Raw genomic sequence first — 14,110 nt, forward strand, 5'->3', positions numbered from 1 at the left:
CCCCTCCGCCCAGCCCGGACGGAAAGCATGGCGCCATTGGTCTCGCCCGAACGCCGCGTGATGCGGCAGCTCCCTTCGCGCCATGGTCTCTCGACCAAGTATGTTGACGCGGAGGCCCGTCCGAAGACGGCTGGCTACTCCCCAGATGACTGCGGCGGGCCGTAGCGCATGCTGCGCCGCAGCGCAAGTTGCGTCGCCCGGCCGTGTCATGGCATACATACCGCAACCACGAAAACATGGAGAGGATCATGGCCACCGCCACTGCCGACCGCCCCCGCGTCGTTTCCGATGTCGAATGGGAGGCGCGCCAGCAGCTCGCCGCCGCTTATCGCGTGTTCGACATGCTCGGTTGGTCCGAGATGATCTACAACCATATCACGCTGAAGGTGCCGGGCGAGGATCACGCGTTCCTGATCAACCCGTTCGGGCTGCATTTCAGCGAGGTGAAGGCGTCGAACCTGGTCAAGATCGACATCGACGGCAACAAGCTCGACGACAGCCCCTATCCGGTCAATCGCGCGGGGTTCGTCCAGCATGCGGTGTTCCATCGCAACCTGCCCGATGTGCATTGCATCATGCACACCCACACGACGGCGGGGATGGCGGTGAGCAGCCTGGAGGGCGGGTTGCAGCCGATCAATTTCTACGCGTGCAACTTCGCCGGGCAGATCGCCTATCATGATTTCGAGGGCGTGACGGTGCGCGACGAGGAGGGCGAACGGCTGGTCGCCAATCTGGGCGACAAGCGCATGCTGCTGCTGCGCAACCACGGCATCGTCGCTATGGGGCGGACGCTGCCCGAGGCTTTCATCAAGCATTGGTCGCTGCAACGCGCGTGCGAGATCCAGCTGGCAACTTTGTCCATGGGCAAGCCGCTGACCGTGCCGCCGGAGGTGGTCGCGGTGCACCAGCGCGACCTGCATCTGGCGCAGGTTCCGGGCGGGCCGGGCGCGGCGGACTTTGCGGCGATGGTGCGGCTGGTGGATCGGGTGGATACCAGCTGGCGCGAATAGGCGACGTGTGTGAACATTGGCTTTTCCGGTTCGTTTGCACGGATTCATTTTAGCCAAATAGGTTCCTGTGGGAAACATGCAGGGCTGTAACGCGCAGTTTTCTGCGGGTTTTAGGGGAATGTGGGCGTGGCGCGTGCGACGCTTCCGGGGCTTTGCCAGCCGAGTCGGCGCGGGGCGAGCGGGATCGCGATGAGAACATGTCGCGGGTTAGCGCGCCGTGGGTCTTGCGCGCGGTGTGGCGTTTGCCGGAGGGGAATGTCCCAGAAGGCATGAGCTTTGATCAATCCTCCCCGGAACGGGGAGGTGGCAGCGCGTAGCGCTGACGGAGGGGCCCCGAGGCACCGGATTCCATTGCCTCGGGCCCCCCTCCACCATCCTTCGGATGGTCCCCCTCCCCGTTCCGGGGAGGATTTTCTAGACCTTCACCACCTTCGCCAGCAGCGCATCGACCTGCACCTGCGCGCCGGGAGTTGCACTCAGCGTCTCTACCACGCCGTCGAACGGGGCGAGCAGCGCCTGTTCCATCTTCATCGCCTCCAGCACCAGCAGCTTCTGGCCCGCAGTGACGGTCTGGCCCTCGGTCACCTCGACCGAGACGATGCGGCCGGGCATCGGGGCGAGGATCGCGCCGTCGCCGGCGGCACCCCCTGCTCCGCCTTCGGTGCGGTCGGCGGTGACGCGGAAGGTTGCGCCTTCGAACACCAGCAGCGCCGCGCCGTCATTGGGGTGGAGGTGGAAGTGCGCGAAGGACTCGCCACCATCGATGTCGAACGCCACCCGCGCCCCGTTGACGCTGACCGCGCGCCGGGTCTCGGCGGTGCGATTGAGGCGGAAGCCCTCCAATCCGCGCGCGATGAGATAGGTGTCGGAGGACGGGTCGCTGTCGAGCCAGGACAGCGCGCGGGTCAGGTCCGCCGCGCCCGGGAGCGGGTCGATCAGCAGCGCTTCGCCGCGCCGTTCGATCAGACCGGTATCGAGCTGTGCCGCACGGAAATCCATGTCGTCGAGGAGGCGGTGGAGGAAGCCGGCATTGGTCCGGACCGGCCACACGGTCAGGTAGTTCAATTCGGTGCGCAGCCGCGCGATCGCATGCTCGCGCGTGTCGTCATGACTGATCAGCTTGGCGATCATCGGGTCGTAGAATGGCGAGATGGTCGATCCCGCCTCCACCCCGGTATCGACGCGCGCGTCGCCGTGGAAATCGAGGACTTCGAGCTTCCCCGTGCTCGGCAGGAACCCCTTGGCCGGGTCCTCGGCATAGAGCCGCGCTTCAATCGCGTGGCCGTTGATCGCGAGTTCCTCCTGCCGCAGCGGGAGCGGCTCTCCGCTCGCGACGCGCAATTGCCACTCGACCAGATCGACCCCGGTGATCGCCTCGGTCACCGGATGTTCGACCTGAAGCCGCGTGTTCATTTCCATGAACCAGATGCGGTCGGCGTGCAGGCCCTGCGACGCGTCGGCGATGAACTCGATCGTGCCGGCGCCGACATAGTTGACCGCGCGGGCGGCCTTTACCGCGGCGTCGCACACGGCGAAGCGGGTGGCGTTGTCCATGCCGGGCGCGGGGGCTTCCTCGATCACTTTCTGGTGGCGGCGCTGCATCGAACAGTCGCGTTCGAACAGGTGGACGATGTTGCCATGGCTGTCGCCGAACACCTGCACCTCGATATGGCGCGGGGCGAGGATGTATTTTTCGATCAGCACCTGGGTGTTGCCGAACGAGGACGCCGCCTCACGCTGGCAACTGGCGAGCGCGTCGGCGAAGTCGGCGGCGGCGTCGACGCGGCGCATCCCCTTGCCCCCGCCGCCCGCGACCGCCTTGATGAGCACGGGGTAGCCGATGCGGTCGGCTTCGGCTTGCAGGCGATCGGGCGACTGGTCTTCGCCGAGATAGCCCGGCGTGACGGGGACGCGGGCGTCCTGCATCAGCTTCTTGGCCGCGTCCTTGAGGCCCATGGCGCGGATGCTGTCGGGGTTGGGGCCGACCCAGATGAGGCCGGCGGCCTGGACGGCCTCGGCGAACTCCGCATTTTCGGAGAGGAAGCCGTAGCCGGGGTGGATGGCTTCGGCGCCGGTCTGTTTGGCCGCCGCGATGATGCGCTCGCCGATCAGGTAGGAGTCGCGGGCGGGGGACGCGCCGATGTGCACCGCCTCGTCCGCGCTGCGGACGTGGAGCGCGTTGGCGTCGGCGTCGGAATAGACCGCGACGGTGCGGATGCCGAGTTGCCGCGCGGTGCGGATGATGCGGCACGCGATCTCGCCACGGTTGGCGATGAGGAGGGATTGGATCATGGGTGCACCTGCTTCCACACGACATCGTGTGAGGATTTTCGATCTTTGAGGTAGGCGGTCATCACGCGGACGACAGTGTCGACATCGACATTGGGCTCGGCGCGATAGTGCTGCTGGCTCGATCCACGGCGCTCCTCCAACAGATAAGCGCCACCTTCCTTCAAACTCTGCATGTAAATTTCATCGCCGAATGCGACGATCACGAACTGATATTCCGACAGCTCCAGAAGGGCCTCGCGCACGTCATATTGTGAAGGCGAGACGGCTCGATCTTCTCCATCAACGATCAGCGTCGCGCCCGGCATGGGGGTACGATCAAAACTCCGGTCCTCGCGCTCAAGCTCGCTCGCTCGCACTGCCCGCCGGAGCACATGCACCAGCGGATCGGCATCCTTTCGGAAAATATGGTTGAGCCAGCCCAGTCCGTACATCGTCACCAAGGCGACGAGGCTGAGCGCGAACAGCCCCGCCCCGCCGCTTACGGCGAGATCAATGGCACCGATCAGCGTCGCAATCGTGGCCACGCTACCTAAGACGAGAAGCGCCACGATGTTCAAACCGGCGTTTCCGATGATCTCAACGCCAGTGTTGTTGCGCTTGAGAAGCGCAAGGACCGCAGGGGGTGAGCCAAACCAACCACTTTGGGCATAGAGAATTGGCCCAATCGTGAACCCGACCAATGCGTCGGGGTTACGCACGCCTTTCTTCATCGCATTGCGGAGCGCAACGCGCGCCACATCGACCTGAAGCGGCGAACGGATATGCACCCGCTGTCCAAGCGGGAGCCATCCCATCACATCCGAAACACGCCAACGCGTGTCCCCTCCACCATGCTGCGCATGGTCCCCCTCCCTGGTCCGGGGAGGATTTGCGGGGTGCGAGGATGGCACCCGTTCTCGCCGTATTTGGCGGTTAGGAGGGATTGGATCATCCCGGAAAAGCCTTTTGATTTAGCGGCATGTCCAGCAATCGCTGGCCTGCTTCGGTCCAAGTTGCGGAGCGCGCGTGGCCGTCGATCAAGCCGAAGGCGGCCAGGACTTTGAACGCTTCTTCGCCCGCCCCCATGCACTGATTATCCAGAACGCCTGTGTCGAAGTTCTCGAGATACTGGCCCGCCATCAACGCGAGCGCGAACAACATGTGGCGCTCGCGCTCGGTCAACGTCGAGAGGTCGTCGGTCATCGTCACATCCGGAACACGCCGAAGCGTGTCCCCTCCTCTACCGGCGCATTCAGCGTCGCTGCGAACGCCAGGCCGAGCACGTCGCGGGTCTGCGCAGGGTCGATGATGCCGTCGTCCCACAAGCGCGCCGTCGCGTGCCACGGGTTGCCTTGCGCTTCGTAATCGTCGCGGATCGGTTGCTTGAAAGCTTCGGCCTGTTCGGGCGTCCAGTTGGCGGCGTCGCGGTGGACCGTCGCCAGCACGCTGGCGGCCTGTTCTCCGCCCATCACGCTGATGCGGCTGTTGGGCCAGCTGAACAGGAAGCGGGGGCTGTAGGCTCTCCCGCACATGCCGTAGTTGCCGGCGCCGAAAGACCCGCCGATCAGGACGGTGATCTTGGGCACGCTCGCGGTCGCCACTGCCGTCACCAGCTTGGCGCCGTGCTTGGCGATGCCCTCCGCCTCGTACTTTCCGCCGACCATGAAGCCGCTGATATTCTGGAGGAACAGCAGCGGGATGCGGCGCTGGCAGGCGAGTTCGATGAAGTGCGCGCCCTTGACCGCGCTTTCGCTGAACAGCACGCCGTTATTGGCGAGGATCGCGACCGGGATGCCCCAGATATGCGCAAAGCCGCAGACGAGGGTGGTGCCGTAGAGCGATTTGAACTCGTGAAACTCGCTGCCGTCGACCAGCCGGGCGATGACTTCATGGACGTCATAGGGCGCGCGGACGTCGGTTGGGACGATGCCGTAGAGCTCCTGCGCGTCGAATTTGGGCGGGCGCGGGTCGCGGAGTTCGATGTCGGGTTTGCGGTCGGCCGGGAGGTGGCTGACGATGTCGCGGACGATGGTCAGCGCGTGCTCGTCATTGTCGGCGACATGATCGACCACGCCCGATTTGCGGCCGTGCAGGTCGCCGCCGCCCAGATCCTCGGCGCTGATCTCCTCGCCCGTCGCGGCCTTCACCAGTGGCGGGCCGGCGAGGAAGATCGTGCCCTGTTCGCGCACGATGATGCTCTCGTCCGACATTGCGGGGACATAGGCGCCGCCGGCGGTGCAGCTGCCCATGACGCAGGCGATCTGGGGGATGCCCTTGGCGGACATGTTTGCCTGATTGAAGAAGATGCGGCCGAAATGGTCGCGGTCGGGGGAAGACTTCGGCCTGATGCGGCAGGTTCGCGCCGCCGCTGTCGACGAGGTAGATGCAGGGCAGCCGATTGGCCTCCGCAATCTCCTGCGCGCGCAGATGCTTCTTGACCGTCATCGGGTAGTAGGTGCCGCCCTTCACCGTCGCATCGTTGCAGACGATCATGCAGGTGCGACCCGAGACGCGGCCGATGCCGGCGATCATGCCGGCGCCCGGAACCTCGCCCTCATACATGTCGCACGCGGCGAGCTGGCCGATCTCGAGGAAGGGCGCGCCGGGGTCGAGCAGGCGTTCGACGCGGTCGCGGGGGAGCAGCTTGCCGCGTGCCGTGTGGCGTTCGCGGGACTTTTCGTTGCCGCCCAGTGCCGCCTGCGCGACATCGGCGCGGAGCTTTTCGGCCAGCGCGCGATTGTGCGCGGCGTTGGTGCGGAAGCCTTCGTCCTCGGGCGAGAGGATCGACTTGAGGACCGGGCCGCTCATCTTGCGCGTGCCCGTCCGGTCGCGCAGAGCGGGGCGAAGGGAGTTTTCATGGCGACTATCCTGCTGCTGATCGCGTCGAATGTGTTCATGACGATCGCCTGGTACTGGCATCTCGGCAAAGGCGGGCTGGAGAAGCCGTTGCTGACCGTGATCCTGATCTCATGGCTGGTCGCCGGGGTCGAATATTGCTTTGCGGTGCCGGCGAACCGGGTCGGTTTCCTGGCCGGATGGACGCCGGGCCAGCTCAAGATCGCGCAGGAGGCGATCGCGCTCACCGTGTTCGGCGTGTTCATGGTCGCGGTGCTGGGCGAGGCGCTGCACTGGCGCCATTTCGCGGCGTTCGCGTGCATCATGGCGGGGGTCGCGTTCCTGTTCGTCGGGAAATAGGTCATCAAACGCCCGTCGGCGGCGTGTAGAACACCCCTGCCCCCGGCCCGAGCGGCAGATCGAGCGCGACCCAGGCGACCACCATCGAAATGCCGAGCGCCATGAAGGTCAGCGCATAGGGCAGCATCAGCGCGAGCAGCGATCCCACCCCGAACGACCCGTCCCAGCGGCGCGCAAAGGCGAGGATCAGCGGAAAATAGCTCATCAACGGGGTCATGATGTTGGTGTAGCTGTCGCCCATGCGATAGGCGGCGGTGGTCATTTCCGGGCTGATGCCGAGCAGCATGAACATCGGGACGACGACCGGCGCGAGCGCGCTCCATTTGGCGCTGGCCGAACCGATGAACAGGTCGAGGAAGGACGAGAGCAGCAGCACGCTGACGAGCAGGATCGGCGCGGGGAGCGCGAAGGTCTGCAGCGCCTCTGCCCCGTTGATCGCGATGATCGGGCCGACATTGGACCAGTTGAACATCGCCACGAAATGCGCGGCGAAGAACACGAAGACGATATAGGGGGGCGAGGCTGGCGATGCCTTCGCGCATCATCCGGGTGACGTCGTCGGCGGACTTGATCGATCCGGTGGCGCTGCCGAACGCGATGCCGCAGCTGACGAACATCAGGAAGAAACCGGCGATCAGCGCGCCGTAAAAGGGCTGAAGCTGCGCCGTCCCCTCGGCCTTTTCGTTGATCAGCGGAGTATAGCCCGGGGCGAGCGTGAGCACGAGATAGAGCGCGACGATCGCCAACGCGGCGAGGCCCGCGCGGCGCAGGCCGCGGCGTTCGTCGGCGGTGACTTCGGAGCGTTCGAGTTCGGCCTCGATCTCCGCATCCGCGCCACCGCCCCATTTGCCCAGGCGCGGTTCCACCACCTTGTCGGTGATGAACCACACCGCGGGGGTGAAAACGATGACGATCGACAGGATGAACCACCAGTTGCCGACCGGGTTCATCGTCCAGCCCGGCTCGACGATCCGCGCCGCCTCTTGCGTGAAGCCGAACAGCAGCACGTCGATCTGCCCCGGCGTGATATTGCCGGCATAGCCACCCGACACTGCGCCGAATGCAGCAGCGAGGCCCGCGACGGGGTGGCGCCCGGCGGCGGCGAAGACGATCGCGGCGAGCGGGATGAACACGACATAGGCGGCGTCGGAGGCGTGGTGCGACACCATGCCGATGATCGCCACGATCGGGGTCAGGATCGAACGCGGCGCATTGGCGAGGCTGGCGCGGATCAGGGCGGAGAACATGCCCGACCGCTCCGCCACCGCCGCGCCGAGCATGATGACGAGGATCAGGCCCAATGGCGCGAAGCCGCTCATCGTGCGCGGCATATCGACCAGCAGCCGACCGATATTGGCTTCGGAGAACAGGCTGGTCGCGGTGTAGGTGAGGACGCCGTTTTCCAGCGTCGCGCCGGTCGGCGCTTCCTCACCGGTATAGTTGAGCGATGCCGACCATCCGGCCCAGTCGCCGATCGCGCTGACGAACATCAGCGCGACGATGAGATAGACGAAGATCATCGTCGGTTCGGGCAGCATGTTGCCCGCGCGTTCGACAAAGCCCAGGAAACCGCGCTGGCGGCGGCTTACCTCATCCGTTGGTGCGGCGATTTCAGTCATACGGCTCCCACAAGCTCCCGTCCGATCAGCATGCGGCGAATTTCATTCGTCCCCGCGCCGATGTCCAGCAGCTTGGCGTCGCGCAGGAAGCGCTCGACCGGCCAGTCCTTGGTATAGCCCGCGCCGCCCAGCGCCTGCACCGCCTCGCCCGCGACCTTGAAGGCGTTTTCGGAGGCGAGCAGGATCGCGCCGGCGGCATCGAAGCGTGTGGTCTTGCCCGCGTCGCACGCCCGGGCAACGGCATAGACATAGGCGCGGGCGGAATTGAGCGCGACATACATGTCGGCGACCTTGGCCTGCATCAGCTGGAAGCTGCCGATCGCCTGGCCGAACTGCTTGCGCTCGCGCAGATAGGGCAGCACGACGTCGAGGCATGCCTGCATGATGCCGAGCTGAATGCCCGACAGCACGGTGCGCTCGTAGTCGAGGCCCGACATCAGCACGCCGACGCCGCCGTTGAGCGGGCCCATGACATTCTCTTCCGGCACTTCGCAATCGGTGAAGACGAGTTCGGCGGTGGGCGATCCGCGCATCCCCATCTTGTCGATCTTCTGCCCGATCTCGAAGCCCTTCATCCCCTTTTCGATGATGAAGGTGGTGATGCCGCGCGACCCCTCGCCGGTCTTGGCATAGACGACCAGGACATCGGCATAGGCCGCGTTGGTGATCCAGAATTTGGTGCCGTTGAGGATATAGCGGTCGCCCTTGTGCTCCGCGCGCAGCTTCATGCTGACGACGTCCGAGCCCGCGCCGGCTTCGGACATGGCGAGGCTGCCGACATGTTCGCCGCTGATCAGCTTGGGCAGGTATTTCGCCTTCTGCTCGGCGTTGGCCCAGCGGCCGATCTGGTTGACGCACAGGTTGGAGTGCGCGCCGTAGGACAGGCCGATCGAGGCCGAGGCGCGGCTGACTTCCTCACACGCGATGACATGTTCGAGATAGCCGAGGCCGAGGCCGCCATCCTCCTCCGCGATGGTGATGCCGTGCAGGCCGAGTTCGCCCATGGCGGACCAGAGTTCGTCGCGCGGGAACCAGTCATCGGCGTCGATGCGCGCGGCGAGCGGGGCGATCTGCTCGCGCGCGAACCGCTCGGTGGTCTCGCGGATCATGTCGGCGGTTTCGCCCAGCGCGAAATCCATCTGGGGCAGGCTCATACGCTCTCCTCGGGTCTTTTGCGGCCACTCTAGCCGCTGGGAGGCGTGGTGAGAAATTGAAAGGCGACGGGGAACAGCATAGACGGTGTCTATGATCGAACGCTATTTGCTGCGCTATTTCCTTGCCGTCGTCGATAGCGGCACCTTCACCGCCGCCGCCGCGCAGGCGAATGTCTCGCAGCCGACCCTGTCGGCGGGGATCGCCAAGCTGGAGCGGGAGGCGGGGGCGAAGCTGTTCCGGCGGAGCAGCCAGCGGGTCGAGCTGACCGAGGCGGGCGCGCAGTTCGCGGTGCATGCGCGGCGGATCGAGCGCGAATTCAACCTGGCGCAGGCGGCGATCAGCGGGATCGCGCAGCCCGCGACGCTGCGGCTGGGGGTGCTGACGACGATCGCCAGCGCCGAGGTCGCACGGCTGGTGGCGCGGCTGCGCGCCGAGGCGCCGGGACTGGCGATCGAGCTGGTCGAGGGGAATGCCGGGGCGCTGGCGCAGCATCTGGCGCGCGGGCGGATCGAACTGGCGCTGACCGCTGTGCAGGGCGATGCGGGCAGCGAGGTCGAAGCGCTGCGCAGCGAACCCTATCTGCTCGCACTACCCGTCACCCATGCGCTTGCGGCCGAGACAGCGCTGCCGGGCGAGGCGCTGGCGGGGGAGACGATGATCGTGCGGCGCAGTTGCGAGGCGCTGCCGGAGACGAGCCGCTACTTCACCCGGCGCGGCATCCGCCCCAGCTTTGCGCTGCGCACGCCGAACGACGACCGCGCGCTGGCGATGGTCGCGGCGGGGCTGGGCGCGACGGTGGTGCCGGCTTCGCACCGGCATCCGGGAGTGGCCAATCCGGCGCTGATTGGGTTCGACCTGCGGCGGACGCTGGTGCTGGTGCGGGGGGAGGATGCGCGCGAGGGGATGGCGGCGGTTGTGGAGGCGGTGCGGGGGGTGTTTGGGGCGAGTTGTGTTGAGGGCGGGTGATTGCGGGTGTCAGGGCAGGGCGGATGTCGCTTATGGGTGGTTAGCGGCCATTGACCTCACGCTCGTCAGAGATAGCATAGTGAAATGCTGACGAAACGCCTTTTCCGGTTTGGCTATGAAACTCCGGGCCAAGCCGAACGGAACGCGACGCACGGCTGGGACGACGAGGACAGCACCGGGATTTGGATAGCGAGTGTATCCGCCGCAGAGGCGATGCAGTGGGGCCGGACTATCGCAGAGCAGTTCGTGTCGTCATTGTTTGCTCAGAGCGACAACGCGTATTTGTGGACCAGTGACGGCTTTGCCCATTGGATCGAAGATGACCCAGCCGTCTTAGCAAGCGCAGCCGATCTTCCTGTTGTGACAGTCGGCGAGATGCCTGATTTCGCGGCCATGCGAAGCAGTGCCTAACGTCCGCTAAGGGGTCGTGTGCCGACCATCACCTTTTGTGGGTCTCCGGCCCAGTCTGATTCCTCCCCTGCCTCGCAGGGGGAGGTGGCGCCGAAGGCGACGGAGGGGCCGCCGTCGTCGGACGGCGGAATTTTGCCGAGCTGTTCTCGGCCGTCTTCGCGGCCGCCCCTCCACCACCCGCTTCGCGGGCGGTCCCCCTCCCCTGAGCAAGCTCAGGGGAGGAATGATTTGATTTGGGACTGACAAACCCGGTTCGCGCGTTAAGTGGGGCGGCAGAGGAGACGGTCATGGCGGGACGCACTTTCGACGAGTGGCAGGTGGGCGACCGGATCGTGCATGATCTGCGCCGCACGGTGACCGAGACGGATAATCTGCTGATCTCCACCCTCACCCATAATCCGCAGCCGCTGCATCTCGACGCCGAAGCCGCCGGGGCGAGCGAGTTCGGGCGGATCCTGGTCAATGGCACTTTCACCTTTGCGCTGATGGTCGGGATTTCGGTGGGGGGATACGACGCTGGGCACGCTCGTCGCCAATCTCGGCTATGACGAGGTGCGGATGCCGAGCCCGGTGTTTATCGGCGACACGCTGCGCGCCGAGACCGAGGTGGTGGCGCTGCGCCCGTCCAAGTCGCGGCCGGGTCAGGGGGTCGTCACCTTTCGCCATGTGATGCTCAACCAGCGCGACGAGACGGTGTGCACCTGCCTGCGCAGCGCGTTGTTGCATGCTAAGCCGGTGGCATGACCAAGTTCACCGTCAATAATCAGCCGGTCGCATACAAGCTCGACGCGCGCACGCCCTTGCTATGGGCGCTGCGCGATGCGTCGAACCTGACGGGGACCAAATATGGCTGTGGCACCGGCGATTGCGGGGCGTGCACGGTGGACATCGACGGGGCGGCGGTGCGGTCGTGCCAGGTGACGATCGGCGCGGTCGAGGGGACGTTCGTCACCACGATCGAGGGGCTGGTGGCCGAGGGAAGTCACCCGGTGCAACAGGCACTGCTCGCCGAGAATGTCGTCCAGTGCGGCTATTGCATCCCCGGGATCGTGATGAGCGCGGCGGCGTTGCTCCGCAAGAACCGCAACCCGTCCGACGAGGAGATCATGGGCGCGATCACCAACCTTTGTCGTTGCGGCGTCTATCCCCGGTTGATCGAGGCGATCGGGCGCGCGGCGCGGGTGGCGCGCGGCGAGGAAGAGATTACCATCGATCGCGGCATCCCGGTCGAGACCGGCGAAGAATAGGTCAGCGAAAGCTTTCAATTGGCTGACAGGCCAATTCAGACGCTCGTCAGCCGACTCGACGTAAAAGCGCGTTAGTCTGAACGCCGGCGTGTTGTCGGGGAGCGGAGGAAAGCATGAAGAAGTTTATTCTGGCTGCGCTGATCGGCGCGACCATTTTGACCCCCGCTGCGGCAATCGCACAAGACCGGGGCGGACGCGAGGGACGCGGTGGCGGCCAGGCGCGCGAACAGCGCGGCGAATGGCGGCAGCAGCGCCAGGAGCAGCGCCAGCAGCGTCAGGAGCAGCGCCAGGAGCGCCCGCAGTTCCAGCGTCAGGAGCGTCCGCAATATCAGCCCCAGCAACGTCCGCAGGCCCAGCAGCCGCAGCAGCAGGCCGCCCCTGCCCCGCAGGTTCGTGAACCGCGCCGCGAGTTCCGTCAGGAGCGCCGCGACGACCAGCGCGACTTCCGTCAGGAACGCCGTGAGGATCGCCGCGACTTCCGCCAGGGTCAGGTGAGCCCGCAGCAATACCGTCAGGACCGCCGCGACGACCGGCAGGACTATCGGGGTGACCGGCGTGACGACCGGCGCGACTATCGTCAGGATCAGCGCCGCTATGGCGACTGGCGCGACACGCGGCAGGATCGCCGCAGGTGGGACGATAATCGCAACTGGAACCGCAGCTGGCGGGGCGACCGCCGCTATGACTGGAGCGACTATCGCGCGCGCAACCGGCACGTCTATCGCCTGCCGCGCTATTACGCGCCGCGTGGCTACCATTATGGCTATCGCCGCTTCTCGATCGGCCTGACCATCGGTTCGATGCTTTTCGCGCCGGATTACTGGATCAACGATCCGTTTTACTACCGCCTGCCGCCGGCCTATGGCCCGTATCGCTGGGTGCGCTATTACAATGACGCGCTGCTCGTCGATGTCCGGTCCGGCTATGTCGTCGATGTGATCTACGACATCTTCTGGTAAGCGAGACGCAGGTCACGCAGGGAGGCCCGGCCGGCAACGGTCGGGCCTCTTGCGTTTCGCCACGCTGGCGGCAAATTGCGCGCCATGAGCATCTTTTCGCGTTCCAAGAGTCCCGCCGGATCGATCAGTCGCGCGCGCGCCAGCCAGGCGGTCACCGCGCGGATCGAGGCCAATCCCGGCATGCGCCGCGCCAAGGTCGACGCCGCGCAGATCTATTACCATCCCGGGTTCCTGAGCGACGCCGAGTGCGATGCGCTGATCCGAATGATCGACGCCAATCGCCGTCCTTCGACCTTGCTGTCGCAGTCGGACGACCCCAATTTCCGTACCAGCGAGAGCTGCGACATGGACCGCTGGTCGCCCGACGTCCGGCCGATCGACGAGCGCATGGCGGCTCTGCTGGGCCTTCCGCCCGAAAATGGCGAGACGATGCAGGGCCAGCGCTATGCCCCCGGCCAGCAGTTTCGCGCGCATTATGACTGGTTCAACGAACAGCAGGATTACTGGCCGGCGATGAAGGCGTCGGGCGGCCAGCGGACCTGGACGGCGATGATCTACCTTAACGATGTCGAGGAGGGCGGCGCGACCTGGTTCCCGCAGGCCGGCGTGCGCGTCGCGCCCAAGCGTGGCCTGTTGCTCGCTTGGAACAATATGAAGCCCGACGGATCGCCGAACACTGGCACGCTGCACGAGGGGACGCCGGTGGTGAAGGGCGTCAAATACATCATCACCAAATGGTTTCGCGAGCACGCCTGGATCAACATGCCGATCAAGACATATTGATCGGGTGATCTCCCCTCCCTTTCGGGGAGGGGAACAAAGGTCACAGAATCATGTCGTCGCCGCTGCGCAGCGCCAGCACCCGGCCGATCGTGTCGAACAAGGCGTCCATCGCCACCGGCTTGAACAGCACTTCATCGGCCCCCGCCGCAAGGCAGCGTTCGCGCAGGTCGACAGCGGTGTCTGCCGTGACCACGATGATGGGCAGTTCGGCCTTGGCATCGCCGCGCGCGCGGATGCGCTCGATCGCCTCGATCCCGTCCATGCCCGGCATGCGCAGGTCGACCAGAATCACGTCGTAATCGCCGGCCTCGATCATGTTGAGACCAGCTTCGGCGTGCTCGGCTTCCGCCATCGTGGCACCGGCGACATTCAGCATGTCGCGCACCACGCGGCGGTTCATCGGATCATCCTCGATGAAAAGAATATTCATCGAGCGACCATCTCGAAAGCGGCGGCTGTCCGGATCGGAGAATTCATAGGCGTGCTATCAC

General features: G+C 65.6%; 13 protein-coding genes, 3 pseudogenes and 1 riboswitch. Of the genes and pseudogenes, 8 read left to right on the forward strand and 8 right to left on the reverse strand.

Going from position 1 to position 14,110, the window contains the following annotated elements:
• Nucleotides 1–22: 22 nt before the first annotated feature.
• A riboswitch (yybP-ykoY riboswitch) is annotated at nt 23–156 on the reverse strand.
• A gap of 92 nt (nt 157–248) precedes the next feature.
• The gene (locus LRS08_RS01285; protein WP_257845242.1) at nt 249–1,013 is read left to right on the forward strand and encodes a class II aldolase/adducin family protein; all 765 of its coding nucleotides are present in this window, start codon (nt 249–251) and stop codon (nt 1,011–1,013) included.
• A 414-nt stretch (nt 1,014–1,427) separates the two neighbouring features.
• Here LRS08_RS01285 and LRS08_RS01290 read toward each other — a convergent pair whose 3' ends face one another.
• The 4 genes and pseudogenes from LRS08_RS01290 to LRS08_RS01305 form a co-directional block, all read right to left on the reverse strand.
• Nucleotides 1,428–3,305, reverse strand: coding sequence for an acetyl/propionyl/methylcrotonyl-CoA carboxylase subunit alpha (locus tag LRS08_RS01290; RefSeq protein WP_260481236.1), 1,878 nt, complete (start codon nt 3,303–3,305; stop codon nt 1,428–1,430).
• Nucleotides 3,302–4,072 carry a hypothetical protein gene (locus LRS08_RS01295; protein WP_257845241.1) on the reverse strand — a complete coding sequence of 257 codons (771 nt, stop codon included), beginning with the start codon at nt 4,070–4,072 and terminating at the stop codon, nt 3,302–3,304. The genes LRS08_RS01290 and LRS08_RS01295 overlap by 4 nt, the downstream gene beginning before the upstream one ends.
• Before the next feature lie 160 nt (nt 4,073–4,232).
• Complete coding sequence (locus tag LRS08_RS01300; RefSeq protein ID WP_260481237.1) at nt 4,233–4,487, reverse strand: hypothetical protein; 255 nt, start codon at nt 4,485–4,487, stop codon at nt 4,233–4,235.
• A 2-nt stretch (nt 4,488–4,489) separates the two neighbouring features.
• A pseudogene (locus tag LRS08_RS01305) lies at nt 4,490–6,092 on the reverse strand (carboxyl transferase domain-containing protein).
• A gap of 48 nt (nt 6,093–6,140) precedes the next feature.
• On the opposite strand from LRS08_RS01305, the gene LRS08_RS01310 reads away from it, so the two are divergent.
• Complete coding sequence (locus LRS08_RS01310) at nt 6,141–6,479, forward strand: DMT family protein (RefSeq protein ID WP_257845239.1); 339 nt, start codon at nt 6,141–6,143, stop codon at nt 6,477–6,479.
• A gap of 4 nt (nt 6,480–6,483) precedes the next feature.
• On the opposite strand, the gene LRS08_RS01315 is transcribed toward LRS08_RS01310, so the two are convergent.
• The 3 genes and pseudogenes from LRS08_RS01315 to LRS08_RS01325 all read right to left on the reverse strand — a co-directional run bounded on the left by LRS08_RS01315 (nt 6,484) and on the right by LRS08_RS01325 (nt 9,246).
• Nucleotides 6,484–6,951: an AbgT family transporter gene (locus LRS08_RS01315; RefSeq protein ID WP_260481633.1), complete on the reverse strand. Its 468-nt coding sequence runs from the start codon at nt 6,949–6,951 to the stop codon at nt 6,484–6,486.
• Nucleotides 6,952–7,051: 100 nt separating this feature from the next.
• A pseudogene (locus LRS08_RS01320) lies at nt 7,052–8,098 on the reverse strand (AbgT family transporter); the annotation flags it as partial.
• On the reverse strand, nt 8,095–9,246 hold the full coding sequence (locus tag LRS08_RS01325; protein WP_308223044.1) for an isovaleryl-CoA dehydrogenase: 1,152 nt from the start codon (nt 9,244–9,246) through the stop codon (nt 8,095–8,097). The pseudogene LRS08_RS01320 and the gene LRS08_RS01325, both read right to left, overlap by 4 nt.
• 97 nt (nt 9,247–9,343) lie before the next feature.
• On the opposite strand from LRS08_RS01325, the gene LRS08_RS01330 reads away from it, so the two are divergent.
• The 6 genes and pseudogenes from LRS08_RS01330 (at nt 9,344) to LRS08_RS01355 (ending at nt 13,619) form a co-directional block, all read left to right on the forward strand.
• Entirely contained in the window at nt 9,344–10,219 is an 876-nt protein-coding gene (locus tag LRS08_RS01330; RefSeq protein WP_260481238.1) for a LysR family transcriptional regulator, read from the forward strand.
• An 84-nt stretch (nt 10,220–10,303) separates the two neighbouring features.
• On the forward strand, nt 10,304–10,630 hold the full coding sequence (locus LRS08_RS01335) for a hypothetical protein (protein ID WP_257845233.1): 327 nt from the start codon (nt 10,304–10,306) through the stop codon (nt 10,628–10,630).
• Nucleotides 10,631–10,917: 287 nt separating this feature from the next.
• Nucleotides 10,918–11,374, forward strand: a pseudogene (locus LRS08_RS01340) (MaoC family dehydratase).
• Nucleotides 11,371–11,877, forward strand: a complete 507-nt coding sequence (locus LRS08_RS01345; RefSeq protein WP_257845232.1) for a (2Fe-2S)-binding protein — start codon at nt 11,371–11,373, stop codon at nt 11,875–11,877. The pseudogene LRS08_RS01340 and the gene LRS08_RS01345 overlap by 4 nt, the downstream one beginning before the upstream one ends.
• A gap of 113 nt (nt 11,878–11,990) precedes the next feature.
• Nucleotides 11,991–12,836 carry an RcnB family protein gene (locus LRS08_RS01350; protein WP_257845231.1) on the forward strand — a complete coding sequence of 282 codons (846 nt, stop codon included), beginning with the start codon at nt 11,991–11,993 and terminating at the stop codon, nt 12,834–12,836.
• 84 nt (nt 12,837–12,920) lie between these two features.
• The gene (locus tag LRS08_RS01355; RefSeq protein ID WP_257845230.1) at nt 12,921–13,619 is read left to right on the forward strand and encodes a 2OG-Fe(II) oxygenase; all 699 of its coding nucleotides are present in this window, start codon (nt 12,921–12,923) and stop codon (nt 13,617–13,619) included.
• 40 nt (nt 13,620–13,659) lie between these two features.
• Here LRS08_RS01355 and LRS08_RS01360 read toward each other — a convergent pair whose 3' ends face one another.
• On the reverse strand, nt 13,660–14,049 hold the full coding sequence (locus LRS08_RS01360) for a response regulator (RefSeq protein WP_260481239.1): 390 nt from the start codon (nt 14,047–14,049) through the stop codon (nt 13,660–13,662).
• Between the last annotated feature and the right edge of the window lie 61 nt (nt 14,050–14,110).

Origin of the sequence: Sphingomonas sp. J315, assembly GCF_024666595.1 — a bacterium.
In the GTDB taxonomy this organism is placed as follows: Bacteria; Pseudomonadota; Alphaproteobacteria; order Sphingomonadales; family Sphingomonadaceae; genus Sphingomonas.